Annotated in this window: 20 protein-coding genes; 19 read left to right on the forward strand and 1 reads right to left on the reverse strand. The window is 67.9% G+C overall.

What is annotated here, in order from left to right; genetic code table 11:
• Window positions 1-40: 40 nt before the first annotated feature.
• From QP609_RS11115 to QP609_RS11130, 4 genes are all read left to right on the forward strand, one after another.
• Window positions 41-1081 (forward strand): hypothetical protein, encoded by a 1041-nt coding sequence (locus QP609_RS11115; RefSeq protein WP_197621319.1) that lies wholly within the window; start codon window positions 41-43, stop codon window positions 1079-1081.
• A complete protein-coding gene (locus QP609_RS11120; protein ID WP_197621318.1) occupies window positions 1078-1959 on the forward strand; it encodes a PD40 domain-containing protein in 882 nt (293 codons plus the stop codon). Before QP609_RS11115 ends, QP609_RS11120 begins: the two co-directional genes overlap by 4 nt.
• 62 nt (window positions 1960-2021) lie before the next feature.
• Window positions 2022-2564 (forward strand): hypothetical protein, encoded by a 543-nt coding sequence (locus QP609_RS11125; protein WP_041863476.1) that lies wholly within the window; start codon window positions 2022-2024, stop codon window positions 2562-2564.
• Complete coding sequence (locus tag QP609_RS11130) at window positions 2557-2865, forward strand: hypothetical protein (protein WP_014647247.1); 309 nt, start codon at window positions 2557-2559, stop codon at window positions 2863-2865. The genes QP609_RS11125 and QP609_RS11130 overlap by 8 nt, the downstream gene beginning before the upstream one ends.
• On the opposite strand, the gene QP609_RS11135 is transcribed toward QP609_RS11130, so the two are convergent.
• The gene (locus QP609_RS11135; protein WP_049439629.1) at window positions 2866-4221 is read right to left on the reverse strand and encodes a sigma-54 dependent transcriptional regulator; all 1356 of its coding nucleotides are present in this window, start codon (window positions 4219-4221) and stop codon (window positions 2866-2868) included.
• A gap of 397 nt (window positions 4222-4618) precedes the next feature.
• Here QP609_RS11135 and QP609_RS11140 point away from each other — a divergent pair, with 397 nt between their 5' ends.
• From QP609_RS11140 to QP609_RS11210, 15 genes are all read left to right on the forward strand, one after another.
• Window positions 4619-5149, forward strand: coding sequence for a hypothetical protein (locus QP609_RS11140; RefSeq protein ID WP_142234776.1), 531 nt, complete (start codon window positions 4619-4621; stop codon window positions 5147-5149).
• A gap of 44 nt (window positions 5150-5193) precedes the next feature.
• A complete protein-coding gene (locus QP609_RS11145) occupies window positions 5194-5763 on the forward strand; it encodes a hypothetical protein (RefSeq protein WP_142235010.1) in 570 nt (189 codons plus the stop codon).
• Between the two features lie 43 nt (window positions 5764-5806).
• Window positions 5807-7123, forward strand: coding sequence for an adhesin (locus QP609_RS11150; RefSeq protein ID WP_142234777.1), 1317 nt, complete (start codon window positions 5807-5809; stop codon window positions 7121-7123).
• A gap of 99 nt (window positions 7124-7222) precedes the next feature.
• Window positions 7223-7927, forward strand: coding sequence for a C39 family peptidase (locus tag QP609_RS11155; RefSeq protein WP_197621317.1), 705 nt, complete (start codon window positions 7223-7225; stop codon window positions 7925-7927).
• A gap of 13 nt (window positions 7928-7940) precedes the next feature.
• A complete protein-coding gene (locus QP609_RS11160; protein ID WP_197621316.1) occupies window positions 7941-8690 on the forward strand; it encodes a hypothetical protein in 750 nt (249 codons plus the stop codon).
• Between the two features lie 49 nt (window positions 8691-8739).
• Entirely contained in the window at window positions 8740-10032 is a 1293-nt protein-coding gene (locus QP609_RS11165) for a transporter (protein WP_197604642.1), read from the forward strand.
• Between the two features lie 305 nt (window positions 10033-10337).
• Window positions 10338-10628 (forward strand): RebB family R body protein, encoded by a 291-nt coding sequence (locus QP609_RS11170; RefSeq protein WP_005416648.1) that lies wholly within the window; start codon window positions 10338-10340, stop codon window positions 10626-10628.
• 43 nt (window positions 10629-10671) lie between these two features.
• The gene (locus QP609_RS11175; RefSeq protein WP_005416649.1) at window positions 10672-10941 is read left to right on the forward strand and encodes a RebB family R body protein; all 270 of its coding nucleotides are present in this window, start codon (window positions 10672-10674) and stop codon (window positions 10939-10941) included.
• Between the two features lie 26 nt (window positions 10942-10967).
• On the forward strand, window positions 10968-11234 hold the full coding sequence (locus QP609_RS11180) for a RebB family R body protein (RefSeq protein ID WP_006446865.1): 267 nt from the start codon (window positions 10968-10970) through the stop codon (window positions 11232-11234).
• Window positions 11235-11294: 60 nt separating this feature from the next.
• On the forward strand, window positions 11295-11567 hold the full coding sequence (locus QP609_RS11185) for a RebB family R body protein (protein ID WP_005416651.1): 273 nt from the start codon (window positions 11295-11297) through the stop codon (window positions 11565-11567).
• 70 nt (window positions 11568-11637) lie between these two features.
• A complete protein-coding gene (locus QP609_RS11190; protein WP_075076952.1) occupies window positions 11638-11874 on the forward strand; it encodes a RebB family R body protein in 237 nt (78 codons plus the stop codon).
• Complete coding sequence (locus QP609_RS11195) at window positions 11871-12461, forward strand: RebB family R body protein (RefSeq protein WP_197621315.1); 591 nt, start codon at window positions 11871-11873, stop codon at window positions 12459-12461. Before QP609_RS11190 ends, QP609_RS11195 begins: the two co-directional genes overlap by 4 nt.
• Window positions 12462-12508: 47 nt before the next feature.
• Entirely contained in the window at window positions 12509-12856 is a 348-nt protein-coding gene (locus QP609_RS11200) for a hypothetical protein (protein WP_014647257.1), read from the forward strand.
• Window positions 12857-12876: 20 nt separating this feature from the next.
• Complete coding sequence (locus QP609_RS11205; RefSeq protein ID WP_169412697.1) at window positions 12877-13956, forward strand: hypothetical protein; 1080 nt, start codon at window positions 12877-12879, stop codon at window positions 13954-13956.
• A gap of 206 nt (window positions 13957-14162) precedes the next feature.
• Window positions 14163-14399: a hypothetical protein gene (locus QP609_RS11210; RefSeq protein ID WP_032956529.1), complete on the forward strand. Its 237-nt coding sequence runs from the start codon at window positions 14163-14165 to the stop codon at window positions 14397-14399.
• Window positions 14400-14420: the final 21 nt, after the last annotated feature.

Consider the following 14420-nt stretch of genomic DNA (forward strand, 5'->3'; position numbering starts at 1 on the left):
CGCGCAACGATGGAGGCACCTCCGGCACGGGATAACGCACATGGATCGACGGCAGTTCCTGGCCACCCTGGCCGCCACGGCAGCGTCCACCGCCCTGCCCTCCGGGTGGGCCCTGGCCAGCCCCAGCGCAGACTGGAAATGGTTGCAGGGCAACTGGCAGGTCCGGCACCAACGCCTGAAGGAGCGCCTGGTGGGCGATACCCGCTGGGACGCCTTCACCGGCGCCAGCGCGGTCTGGCTCACCCTGGGCGGGCTCGGCACCATCGATGACAACGTCATGGCACTGCCTTCGGGCCCCTACAGGGGCCTGGGCGTGCGTGCCTTCGATCCGGTGTCTTCCACCTGGTCGATCTGGTGGATCGATGGGCGCACCCCTGCCCATATCGAAGCGCCCGTGCGCGGCGCCTTCGCAGGCGATGGCGGCAGCTTCCGTGGTCGCGATGACTTCAAGGGACGCCCCATCGAGGTCTGGTTCCGCTGGCATGACATCCACGGCGATGAGCCGTGGTGGGAGCAGGCGTTCTCCGACGATGCCGGTGCCCACTGGGAAGTGAACTGGCGCAACTGGTTCCGGCGCACTGCTGCGATCCCCACTCCGCTTCCGAAGCTGCCGGATGCACCGGGCGATTTTGATTTCCTGGTGGGCCATTGGAACGTGCGCCATCGCCGCCTGCGCGCTCGGCTGGCAGGCAGCGATGCGTGGGACGCGTTCAACGGCACCCTGCACAACTGGCCGGTACTGGGCGGATTCGGCAACGTGGGCGACAACCTGCTGGACGTGCGTGGAGCACCGCTGCGCGGCATGGGCATCCGCGCCTGGAATGCGGCCGAGCGGCACTGGCTCAGCTGGTGGCTGGATGGCCGCGCGCCGACCCGGATCGGCGAGCCACTGCGTGGGGGATTCGAGGCCGGTGTCGGCCGCTTCTTCGGCGAGGACCAGCACGAGGGACGGGCGATCCAGACGCGGGTGATCTGGTCACGCATCACCCCGCGTTCGGCGCGCTGGGAACAGGCGGCCTCCGCCGATGGTGGACGCAGTTGGGAAACCAACTGGGTCAGCGACTTCGAGCGACAGGCATGAAGGCGCTGCTGGCCGTGATGCTGCTGGCATCGGCATTGCCCGTGCCCTCCCCGCCCGTGGTGCTGCGGATCATCGGTCCCGCCGAGCGCTTCGCCCCCGGCATTGCCTCCACACAGCATGACGAGATCCGGCTGACCCTGAGTCCGGACGGCAATACCGCCCTGTGGTTCAGCCGCAACCGGCCGGGGGGGCCTGGGGGCTACGACATCTGGATCTCGCACCGCGAAGGTGACCGCTGGCGGCCGGCCACGCCAGTGCCGTTCAACACGCCGGGGCGCGACTTCGATCCCGCATTTTCCGCGGATGGGCACGTCGTGTATTTCTGCTCGGACCGCGCAGGCGGCCAGGGCGGTGACGATCTGTATCGGGTCAGCATGGGGAGCGACGGTCGATTCGGGGAGCCAGTCAATCTTGGCCCCGCAGTGAACAGCGCGGCCGATGAGTTCGCGCCGATGCTCTCGCCCGACGGTCGTACGCTGTTGTTCTCCAGCGATCGTGCGGGCGGTGCTGGCGGCCATGACCTCTACAGCGCGGCGATGATCGGCGGCGTCGCGCAGCCGGCACGGCCACTGGCGGGAGACCTCAATACCGCAGCACAGGAGTTCGATGCCACCTTCCTGGGCGACGGCCGAACGGTGGTATTTGCCCGCGCCCAGGACTTCGGCAGCGCACCGGTGCGCCAGTTCATTGCCTACGAACGTGGAGGCCGCTATGACGCAGGCCATGCCTTGCCATCGCCCGTGAACGCGCCCAGCGGCGACAGCTACGGCGCGATGCTGGATGGCTCGCGCCGCGACACGCTGACCTACTCGGCGCGACGCGCCGGTGGTGAGGGACTGGACCTGTACCGCGTCCGCTACCGGATGATGCCGCCCTGAAGGCAGTGGGTGTCGATTTCCCACGCGCCCGTTCGTCGAGAGGTTGAGTACCCCAGGAGAAAATGCAGATGCCTTCCCAACAGTCCCTTGCCTGCGCCTGCGGCCAGGTCCGCCTGACCACCACCGGCAGCCCCATCGCCAGCGTCGAATGCTGCTGCGACAGCTGCCGCAGGGCCGGCGTCCGGATGCAGGCGATGCCCGGCGTACCGCAGGTGCTGGGGCCTCAGGGCCAGACGCATTTCGTAATGCAGCGCAAGGATCGCGTCCGCATCGATGCCGGGCATTCCCGGCTGCACGCGTGGCGGTTGTCCAGCACGGCCGGCAGCCGCCGCGTCGTGGCGGGCTGCTGCAATACGCCGCTCTTCCTGGAGTTCAGCGGTGGCCATTGGCTGAGCCTGTATGGGCTGTTGTGGCCGGACGCGATACGCCCCGCCGTGGAGATGCGGACGATGGTCAACGATCTTCCCGACGCGTCTGTCCTTCCCGGCGACGTGCCCAACCTGAAGACCCACTCGCTGCGGTTCCACGCCCGGCTGTTGAAGGCGTGGATCTCCATGGGCTTCCGCAGCCCACGCATCGAGATCACGGGAGACAGCCATGCCTGAGCCCGAGCGGATCGAGATCGAGAGCATCACCACGCCCGGGCACATCCAGCGCGTGGATCGCGCCAAGTACATGGCCATGCGCGCGGCCCTGCTGCGTGCCTTGCCCAGGCAACCTCCCGGGATGACGGTGGCGCAGGCGAAGCAGGCGCTGTTGCCGCACCTGCCCGCATCGCTGTTTCCGCAAGGCGCCACGGCCGGTTGGTGGCTGAAAGCCGTGCAGCTGGACCTGGAGGCCAAGGGCGTGATCGAGCGTCTTCCAGGCACGCCATTGCGCCTGTTCAAGCACGTGCCGGCCGGCTGATCAGCGCTGCGCCGGCAGCTCCAGCCGATGCTTGCGGCACAGCCGATACACGGTCACCCGCGAGATCTGCATCTGCCGCGCGCACTCGGAGACGTTGTAGCCGGTCTGCCGCAGCGTCTGCAGCAGCACATCACGTTCGGCCTGGCCGCGGGCATCGTGCAGCATCGCCCCCGGCGGCGCATGCACGGGCCCTCCCAGTTCGAGGTCACGCTCGCTGATCAGCTCGCCTTCGGCCATGATCGCCGCCCGCTGCACCCGGTTCAGCAGTTCGCGCACGTTGCCGGGCCATTCGAAACGCCGCATCGCCTGCAGCGCAGCGGGTGCAAAGCCACGTGCACGCACGCTGTGGCGCAGGCGGAAGCAGCGCAGGAAATGCTCGGCCAGCAGCTGCACATCAGCGCCGCGCTCGCGCAGCGGTGGCATCACCAGGCGCAGCACGTTGAGGCGATAGTAGAGATCGCTGCGGAACCGCCCCTGCGCCACCGCGTGCTCCAGTTCCACATGGGTGGCAGCCAGTACACGCACGTCCGCCCGCAGCGGCTGGCTGCTGCCGACCCGCTCGAACGTACCTTCCTGCAGCACGCGCAACAGGCTGGTCTGCGCTTCGGCCGGCAGGTCGCCCACCTCGTCGAGGAACACGGTGCCGCCGGATGCCGCTTCGAATACGCCGATCTGGCGCTTGTCGGCACCGGTGAACGAGCCACGCTCGTGGCCGAACAGCTCCGACTGCACCAGGTTGGCCGGGATGGCACCGCAGTTGACCGCGATGAACGGCTTGCCTGCACGGCCGGACAACGCGTGCAGTGCATGTGCAGCCAACTCCTTGCCGGTGCCGGTCTCGCCGGTGACCAGCACCGGCAGATCGACCGGCGCGAACTTGTGCAGTACGGTGCGCACCGCATGCAGCGCAGGACTCTCGCCGATCAATGCGCGCGGCCCCTGCCCGCTGCACACTTCGTCGGCAGACGTATCCTCCGCGTCGAACTGCTGGCGCATCGCCGCCACCAGGTCCTGCAGGCCGAAAGGCAGCGTGAACCGCGAGATGCAACGCTGCAACAAGGGCAGCCACGCGGCAGGCGTGGGCCCTGCGCCAGGCGGCAGCACCGCCAGCCACGTCAGATGCGCGTGCTGTTCGATCCACGGCGCCAGCAATTGCAGGGCCGGCGCATCCAGATGGCGAAGATCCAGCACGGCGAGCAGCCGGTCGCGCCCGCGCAGGCCGATGGCCATCGCCGGGTCGGGATGGATGCGACGCACGTACCAGCCTGCGGCTGCCAGCGCGCTGCGCTCGTTCGCCAGCGGCTCGCCGAACCAGAGCACGCATCGTGACGCAGAAGCCTCCGGGACCGCTGCCATGCTTCCCCCAGCATCCGGACACCGTCGGCGGACTGTCAGGCAATCACCGGCGTGCCGCCCCTCCGCCGGGACCTCTACGGCCACCGCGGCGGCCTTTGTTGCGCGGATCCTAGCGCTGCGCTAAACGGCGGCGCAATGAGCGGCGCGTCAAGAAAGCACTGGCTGAAGCGGCATCGTTACAGTCCGCGGCGGCACCTGTAACACCCGTGCGACAGTCGGGCGCCCGCCTTGCCCTGCGGCGCTTGGCGCTGCGCAATCCCAACATTTTTCCCACGCTGCTGTAACGACATGGCAGCAACGCCCCACGCCTGCCAGTGCCCGCCCCCCTGGCTGCCAAGACTTTCAGGGTTGGCACGGTTGATGCGTGGTTCCGCCGCACCCATCACGGGAGATCGGCATGGACGGCATCACCCCCATTCGCGGCCTGCTGGCAATGCTGGCCGTGGCCCTGCTGTCGGGCGCCGCGGGCGCCTCTGCCTCCGGTGCCCGCCAGGGCGTGAAGGCACAACCGGGCGAAATCGTCCTGTTGCGGGATGTGGCCGCGCGGCCGGCCTATCGCATGGCGCCCCCGGGCATGGCGCTGATCGCCGACCCGAAACCACAGCGCGAGATTGCGACGGCGCTCGGTGCGGGTACCCCGGCAAACGCGATGGACGAGCTGAGCGATGAGGACTATGCCGGCATGGGGGCGGGGCACACGGCTGCGACCGCGACCCCCACGGGCACCACCGTCGAACGGGTCGCCCAGCAGGCCCTGGGCGGCACGCTGGGACGCAGCAGTGACGGCATGCTCGGCAGCAGCCTCGGTGGCACACTGGGTGGCCCACTGGGCGCGGTCGGGAACAGCACCCGCGGCATCGGCGATACCGTGCGCGGCGCGCTCGCCCAGTTCCCGTTGCAGGGCCCGGCCCCGGCAGGTGGCAAGTGAAGCGGGCACGTTGGCTGCTGCTGGTCCTGTTTGCCACGCCGTTGATGGCGCAGGCCGACGACTACAGCGGCATGCTCGCCTACCTCGACGTGGCCCGCATCGACGGTCACGCCCTGGCGGGTGCAAACGGCGCCATCGCGGTGAACCAGGCGGCCGGTGACCTCAACCTGCAGGCCAACCTGCATGGCATCGCCACCGGCGAACGCGCCGACGTGTCGATCGGCAACCGGCAACTGCGGGCCGGCAACCGCGTGCTGAGCGCACCGGCGCACGCCACCGCCGTCATCGACGGCAACGCGCTGGCCGGTGCCAGCGGCATCGCATCCATCAACCAGGCCAGCGGCATCGCCAACACGACGCTCAACGTCGTCAGCGCGACGCTGGCTCGACAGGGCATACGCGAATCCGACGATACGGCCTTGGCCGCCGAAGGTTCCGCGTTGGCAGGGGGGCGGGACGACGCCGGTCGCGGCGTCGCGACCGGCACCCGCAGCGCCGGTGTCACCAGCACCGCGCTGCGGGGATTCGACGGGGTCCTGCAACTCAATCAGATCGCGGGCAGCGGCAACGACACGGCCAATGTGCTGGGCCTGGTCGTGCAGGACCGCCCGTGACAACCACCCAACCGATGCACCACCCGATGAGAGAGAGGGCACCATGAAAGCGACCGTCAAACGGACCATGCTCGCCATGGCGATTGCCACTGCCTCGACCGCCGCTGCGGCCAATGGCTGGGACAACCAGAACGCCAACGCGAACATCAACCACAACCACACCGTCAGCGAAACCCGCAACGACACCCACAACCACACCGACAACGACGTACGCAACCGCACCGTCAACGTCAATGTGCAGAAGCACAGCACCATCCAGGCCGACGAGCGCAAGGAAAAGAACAACCACGGCGTCGACGTGAACCTGGAGAAGGACCTGCGCCTCAGCACCGACGTCAATTTCTCCGGCGACCCCACCATTACCGGTGACATCGACCTCGACTCGGCGGCCATTGCGGTGATCGACAACCGCCAGTCGATCAGCAGCAACGCCACCAGCAACAGCCTGGTCACCAACAGTGCCTCCATCGGTGACAGCGTGGGTGCCGGCGCCTCCGGCAACCTCGGCTTCAACGTGGTATCGGGGGACAACAACGCCCAGGACAATGCCGCGTCATTGTCCGCTGCCGATGCGTCCTTCAGCTTCGGCATGGCCGACGCCGAGGTGTTCGTCAACCAGGCCGGCTTCGGCAACGCGACCATGAACTCCGGCGTCACCAATGCCGCAGGTCTCGGTGGCAATGCCTTCGGCGGTGCGTCAGGCAACATCGGTGTCAACATTGCTTCGGGCAACAACAACGAGCAGAAGAACGCGCTCGCGGCCTCGGTCGCAACCACGGCGGTGGCGCAGTCGAGCATCAGTTCGAACCAGGTCTCCACCGGCAACACGGTCAGCAACGCCGGCTTCGTGCAGTCCTACACGGATACCGTGCAGGTCGGCATGCGTGGCGGTGTCAGCGGCCTGACCCTGGCCTATGGCGCGGGCACCTACCGCGGCACCGGCAACGCCTACCAGATGGCGAACTACTATCTGGACACCTGGAATGGCGAACTGCCGCACCCGGGTGGCAACAGCACCGGCCACATCGACTTGGACAACCAGATCCAGAACGCCACGATGAACCCCAACCGGCCGGGGGTGGGCGGGCTGGGCTTCGATACGCGTGAAAGCGGCACCAGCCAGTTCGTCGAACTGGGCGTGGCCGATCTGTACGCCAGCCTGAGCGGCACGGTCAGCACCACGCGCTGGGTGAACGTCAACGCCACCAACACGTCGGCCTTGTCCGGCAGTGCCTTCTCCGGCGCCTCCGGCAACATCGGCGTGAACGTGGCGGCGGGCACCGGCAACCTGCAGGCCAACAGCCTGGCCCTGGCCGTAGCCCAGCCCAGCACCGGCGGTGGTGGCGGCAACGGCGAGTAAGAGCACCACCCCGGCCGTCCGCCAATGGCCGGGTTCCCGGGAGCCCCTGTTCCTCCTCCCCCTTGGGGCAGGGGCTCCCTCCTGCTGCTGGAGAACGTGATGATCGGCCACCGTCTCTCGATATGCCTGCTGGCCTGCCTGCTGTTGCTGGGCGGTGCATCGGCGCGGGCGGGCGACGTCGGCTTCGCCGGCGTGCTGCCCAATGGCGCACTGCTGCAGCAGAAGGTGGAAAGCATGCAGGAACGGCGCTACCGCAACGTGGTGCGCCAGCACACCGATTACAGCTGCGGGGCGGCCGCACTGGCAACCATCCTGCGCCATGCCTATCACCTGCAGACCGACGAAGCGACGGTGATCGAAGGAATGATGGGGGTGTCCGATCCAGCACTGGTGGCCGAGCGTGGTTTCTCGCTGCTCGACATCAAGCGCTACGTGGAATCGCTGGGCATGCGCGGGCGCGGCTATCGTATCGATGAAACACGCCTGCGCACGCTTCGCGTTCCCGGTCTTGTGCTGATGGACGTGCGTGGCTTCCGCCACTTCGTGGTGCTCAAGCAGGTGCGCGACGGTGTGGTCGAGGTGGCTGATCCCATCCTCGGCAACCGCAGCCTGGCGCTGCCTGAATTCCTCGCTGCGTGGCCATCGCGTGCCGTCTTCGTGGTGATCGGCAGCGATTTCGATCGCAACACGGTTCTGCTGCAACCCAGCGAACGGCCCAGTGCCCGCGCGCTCTACGCGCGACAGGGGCCGATCACCGATGCCGAACTGGTCGACTTCGGCTTCAGCCACGCCGACCTGTTCTGAAGGAGGTTCCGCCATGTTCCGTCACCGCCTGTTGATGGTCCTGCTGCTGGCCTGCCCCGCCCTGCCCCTGCAGGCGGCGGACGCGGCGCCCGGGCGCGGCCTGAAGGAAATCCCGGATCCCGAACTGAACCTGATGCGGGGCCGTTACACCGTGGGCGGCAATACTGTCGCCTGGTTCGGGGTGACGATGGTCTCGCAGTGGCAGGCCAGCAACGGAAGCGTGTTGCAGGGTGCGTTGACCCTGGGCATGGACTTCCGCGGCGGGGGCAGCCCGAAAATGAGCTTCCAGCCCAGCGTGCACGTCACCGCCGCAGATGCGCCGCTGCCGGACACGCAGGGTCGCCACATCGACAGCAGCGGCCTGGCCAACGCCAGCGGCGTGGTGCAGAGCGTGCAGGTGGCCGGCGATGGCAACGTCGCCCGCAATGCGACCACGCTGGTGGTAAGCAATGGCGCGGTGCCGGCCCTGCCGGGTGACGGTGCCCATTCGATCAGCGCACAGGCCGAAGGCGTCTCGGCCTCCGCGGTGCTCGACGGCAACCAGGCACGCCTGCTGTTGCAGGTAGATGGCCAGGGCCTGGTCCAGCAATGGATACGCAACGGCAGCGTCGGCCAGGGCATCGCCCTGGCCGGTGACGGCCAGATCGCCAGCAACCAGCTGCGGCTGGAGCTGGTGCGGGATACCGCGGGCGGCAACCTGCCGTTGAGCCAGAACGTGGCCCAGGCGATTGCGATGAACCGCGGCATGGGGCCGGGCCGGTAGTACCACGGCACGGCGTTGGGGGAAGCGTTCCACAACGCAGGACACGAACATGCACACCCTGATGAGGATCACCCCGTTGGCGCTGGCGGCGCTGGCGGGCACCGCCTTCGCCGCGCCACCCGCGGCGGATGATGGCGCCGACGTGCAGGCGCTGGCCAACCAGCTGGAGCAGCTCAAATCCAACTACGCGCAGGAAGTGCGGCGGCTGCGCGAACTGGACATGCAGGTGCAGGCGATGCAGGCGCGCCTGAGTGGGAAGGTTGGCCCGATGGCCCCGTCTACGGCTGCGCCCGTCGAGCATGGCTCGCCCCTGCAGACGTCACCGGGCAGCGAAGGCTATGCCAGCAGTGCCGCCGAGGCGCAGCAGGCAAAGCAGGAATCGCGGCGCAGCGTGGATGATGTGAAACAGCAGCAGTCGGCGCTGTTCTCGCGCCGCTTCACCGTCGAGAACAGCCTCACCTACGCCCGCTACGACCGCAAGCAGCTCACCCTCAATGGCTTCCTGGCGCTGGATGCGATCTTCCTCGGCAACATCGCCATCGAGAACGTCGAGTCCGATTCGCTCACCTACAATCTGGCCGCGCGCTGGGGCGTCAGCCCGAACCTGACGCTCAACCTGGACGTGCCATACCTGGCGCGGCGCACCGTCTACCAGAAGGGCGGTGCCGGCGGTGCGGCGGCCGCGATCGCGCAGGAAGAAACCAATGGCAACGGCCTGGGCGATATCGGCCTGAGTGCGAATTACCGCTTGTTCGGCGAGCGCGGCTGGCGCCCGGAAGCCGTACTCACCGCCGGAGTGACCGCGCCCACCGGGCGTGCGCCCTACGGCCTGGACTGGAAAGTGATCGAGCGCGATGACGATGACTACATCCGCTTCGCCGTGCCCAAGGAACAACCGACCGGCAATGGCGTGTGGCAGGCCAACGTCGGGCTGTCGATGGTCAAGACAGCCGATCCGGCGATCCTGTTCGCCAACCTCGGCTACGTGCATTCGTTCCCGCGTGGTTTCAGTGACATCGACAGCAACCCCGACACGGTCAACCCGGGTGACGTGAAGCTCGGCGGCTCGGTCTACTTCGGCGCCGGCGTGGCCTTTGCGTTCAACGAGCGCACCAGTCTCAGCCTGTCCTTCAGCGACCGCATCAGCGCCCGCGCTTCCACCCGTTTCCAGGGCGGGAAGTGGATGAAAGTGATTGGCAGCGACGCCAACGCGGCGTCACTGAATCTGGGTGTGACGTATGCGCTCAACCAGCACACCACGCTGGTGACCCTGCTGGGCATCGGGCTGACCCCGGATGCGCCGGACTTCACGCTGGCGTTCAAGATCCCTTACATGCTCTGACCCGCCCGAACCGGCGACGCCGTGGCCCACAGCCCGTCGCCGCCGGATCGCGCTGCCCACGCGCAGGCCCTGTGTGCTGCAGGGCAACGCGCCAGCGCCAGCGCTGGCGACGACGGCGATGATCATCAGTTCCGCCGTATTCACGCCGCACCTTCACGGTGATCCCACCGCATTCTCCGTCGATTCCGCCAATCCGGCGGCGACGCCATTTCCTACTCTGGCCCCACGGTGAAGCCCAGGCCGCTGCAGGCAACGCACCGTGACACTGGATACCACGCACTTCCACCCTTTCGCAGGAGCAGGACATGGCATTTCCAACCGCGGTAAACGACCAGATCACCGATTCGGTCACCCAGGCCAACACCAAGGTGCTGGGCGACGCGCCCGCCGTGGCAGTGGGCAATCTGTACCAGGCCACCGCACAGGCGCTGGCCAATGCCGCCCACAACGCCACCAACGCGCAGCAGCAGTCCTACGTCACCGCGCAGTCGGCCACCACCATGGGCGTGGCCACTCTGTACTCGATCGATACCGCCACCACGGCGGTAGCGAGCAAGGAAATCCTCAGCACCCGCGTCCGCGGCCTGGGCTCCTGATCTGTCGTTCCATCGCTGACCCGCCAACCTCAAGGAGATCGACATGGCATTCCCGACCGCTGTAAACGACCAGATCACCGATTCGGTCACCCAGGCCAACACCAAGGTGCTGGGCGACGCGCCCGCCGTGGCCATGGGCAATCTGTACCAGGCCACTGCGCAGGCGCTGGCCAACGCCGCCCACAACGCCACCAATGCGCAGCAGCAGTCCTATGTGACGGCGCAGGCGGCCACCACCATGGGCGTGGCCACGCTGTACTCGATCGACACCGCCACCACCGGCGTGGCCACCAAGCAGATCCTCGGCGCGTGATGCGCCGGCAGGCAAGGAGCTGAGCCATGGCATTTCCCACGGCCGTCAACGACCAGATCACCGACTCGGTCAGCCAGGCCAACCTGCAGGTGCTGGGCGTGGCGCCTGCCACGGCAATGGGCACGCTGTACCAGGCCACCGCGCAGGCGCTGGCCAATGCCGCCCACAACGCGACGCTCGCCCAGCAGCAGATGTATGTCACGGCGCAGGCCGCGACCACGATGGGCGTCGCGCTGCTCTACGCCGTCGATACCGGCGCCACCGGCGCCGCCACCCGGAAGATTCTCGGCTGATTCCATTGAGTGCCGGCAATCTCCGTTCCTGTAGTGCTGTCCACCCTAGGAGCTTCCACCATGGCATTTCCCACCGCCGTCAACAGCCAGATCACCGATTCGGTCTCGCAGGTCAACACCAAGGTGCTTGGCGATGCGCCGGCCATCGCAATGGGCAACCTGTTCGTGGCCACCAGCCAGGCGCTGTCCAACGCCGCGCACAACGCCACCAACAACCAGCAGCAGTCCTACGTGACCATGCAGGCGTCGACCACCCAGGGGGTGTCCACGCTGTATGCGATCGACACCGCCTCCAACGGCGTGGCCACCCGCGAAATCCTGGGCCTGCGCTGACGTGTCGGCCCGGCGTGACGCCAACCACCGCGCCCCCGCCCAGGGCGGCGTCACGTCGGGCCCCTGATCGATGGCCGCATCGCCCGCCACCGGCTACCTGCTGGCAACCACCAGCGCCGGATCCGGTGTGGCGATCGCCCTTGCCCCCTCGTTCGCGATGTCCGCCACCTACCTGGCGATGGCCGACAGCCTCGGCCTGGCAATGCAGAACGCGGTGGCCAACCAGCAACGCGGCCAGGTGACCGCCGGCGCAAGCCTGGCCCAGATCCTGGCCCTGATCATCCAGAAGGGAGCCGTTCCGTCATGAGCAGTGAGAACACCGTCAACAGCCAGATCGTCGACAGCGTCAGCGCCGCCTCGACGTTGCTGGTGGCCCAGGGTCCGGCGCAGTCCTTCAGCATGCTGGACATGGTGATGCTGGAGACGCTGGGCACCGCCATGCACAACGCCGTCGCGCGCCAGCAGGGTGCAGGCATGGTCAGCAACGCAGCGGTGACCGCCACCTGCGCGAAGATGATCAACGCTCCCTGGCCGGTGCCGCCACCCGCTCCGGAACCCCCTCCGCCGCCACCACCGCAGGTCATCCCCCTGCCCGGCCCGGTGCCGGCGCCCCCTTCGCCTGCGGCGGTGATCGCCGCGGCCACCGCAGAAGGAAAGACCGCCATCAGCGTCCTGCAGGCACAGACCCACGGTGCCACTGCCGACGCTGCGGCCGCTACCAGCAGCCTGCATGCACTCCAAACGCTTGCAGGCAATGCGGCAGCGCCCGCGCCCGGTCCTGCGCCCGGCCCCGCGTCCGGTCCGGATCCGGACGCAGGTCCCGCCCAGGATCCCGCGCCAGACTCCCCTTCCCCTTCCCCTTCCCCGGCAGACGACGCTGACGCCGGGGCCTGACAGACTGCAGGCCGCCTGCGGCCCCACCCGCCCATCAAGGAGCCCGTATGGACCCGAGGAACGTCAACGCCCAGATCATCGATGTGATCAACCAGGTGCAGACGGCCACCATGTCAGCGACCGTCGTGACGACCAGTGGTGCCGGCAAGGCCTACCAGTCGGTGGCCCAGTCTGCGGCGATCGCCGTACAGGATGCCGCCGACGCCCTGCGCAATGTCTCAACCATCGCGACCACCGCGGCCGGCGTGGCCATGGCCCAGTACCTGGCGACGGGGGACGAAAAGTACGCGAGGGTACTCACGCAGGCGCAGAACATGATGCAGGGGGCCACCGCCGACTTCAACCGCGTCGGCAATGCCGCTGCGACCGTCCTCAAGGAATTTCCGGCCCAGTGAGGCCGCCAGGAGATCCACGCATGAGCATTTTCATTGCCGGTCGTTCCATCCCCCAGGCCAACCTGATCAGTCAATCCTGCAGGCAGGTCCTTCAGTTCATCGACGGCGGCGAGCACTGGTTGAAGTGGGCCATGGAATCGCACGAGCACCGCTACGCCTTCTCCGACGAGGGCACGATGCTCGATGGGGTGCAACAGGGCCTGCACGGTTCGCGCATGACATGGTTGCCGCGCACCGGGTTGCAGATCGGCCCGGTCAAGCTGCTCAGCCTTGGTGCCAGCGACCTCGGTGCCCTGCGCAACATGGAGTTTGATGACGAGACACGCCTGTCGCACATCGAGGCACAGCGAGTGCTGGAAAAACACCGGCTGCTGACCAACGCCGAGCTCGGCGCCTCGCGCGCGTTCCTGGCTTCGATCGGCGCGGCCGATGCACCCCTGCTGCAGCAGCTGGACTTTCGCGAATCGGTGGCGCTCCACCAGCTGGCCGGTGAGGTGGGCATGTCCGCCGCAGGGCGCGACGACCTGGCCGACGCTGCCGGCTTCGCGCTGCTGCACGCGCGCAGGCCCATCGAGTTTGCCGACTACTTCCGCTTCTACCAGCGGGTGAGCGCAGGAGGTGGCAGCCGCGAGCATCGGCTGACGCGTGCCACCCGTGCGTTGCAGCAGGTGCTGCCGATCCTGTTCGGCTTCCTGGACGGGCCGCAGCTGCCACAGTTGCCGTCGCCAGAGCAGGTGCGCGAGGCGATCGACGCAAGCCTGGCCGCGCACCGGCAGATCGGCTATGCCCGCATATCGCTGGCCGCCCAGCAGATGGCGGCCTGCTTCGACGACGAACCCGAACTGCTGCAGGATGACAGCCGGTTGCGCGAGGCCGCGCGGTGGCAGCTGCGCGATGCGCAGGAATTCCTCAACGAACATCCGGTTTCCCGTGGCCGGCTCGGCCAGGACGGTGCCAGCGTGCAGTTCGCGATCGATGGTTCCAGAGCGAAGGCGCTGATACAGGTGGAGGACAATGTGATCACCCTGCAGGATTACCGCCGAACCCGCCGCCACCTGGGCGATGAAGCGCGGGTGGATTATCAGAAGGATGCAGTGTGAACCCGGCTCCGGCGCCAGATGGCGATGGCGTGCGGGCAGCAACAGAGGCCTTTGCTTCGGCAGCCGGCGCGGCCGTTGCTGCCGGACGCCTGGCGGCCCGGCAACAGGCGCAGAAGATCCTGGCCGATGCCCAGGCGGCATTGCGCCACATCCTGGGGGAGCGCAGTGACGGTGTTCCCCCCTCATCCCCAGCAGGAGCACCGACGATGACCTTCCCGACCCCGCTTCCCGGCAAGCCCACTCCCGCCCATCCGGCGGGCAGAACCCCGATGGAGATCGCCCAGGAACTGGCGGACGCCGCAATGGCTGCCAGTGAAGAAGGCATCCGCACCGCGATGAAGGTTTCGCAACGCGCGGTCGAGGCCGCCGCCGAGGCCGCGCGATGCGCGGACGAAGCGGCCGAACAGGCCGTGCAGCGCGCTGCCGAAGCCAACGCGCGCTGACGCCGCATCTGCCATCCCAAC

It is taken from the genome of Stenotrophomonas sp. 8(2023) (assembly GCF_030345295.1).
GTDB lineage: Bacteria > Pseudomonadota > Gammaproteobacteria > Xanthomonadales > Xanthomonadaceae > Stenotrophomonas > Stenotrophomonas muris.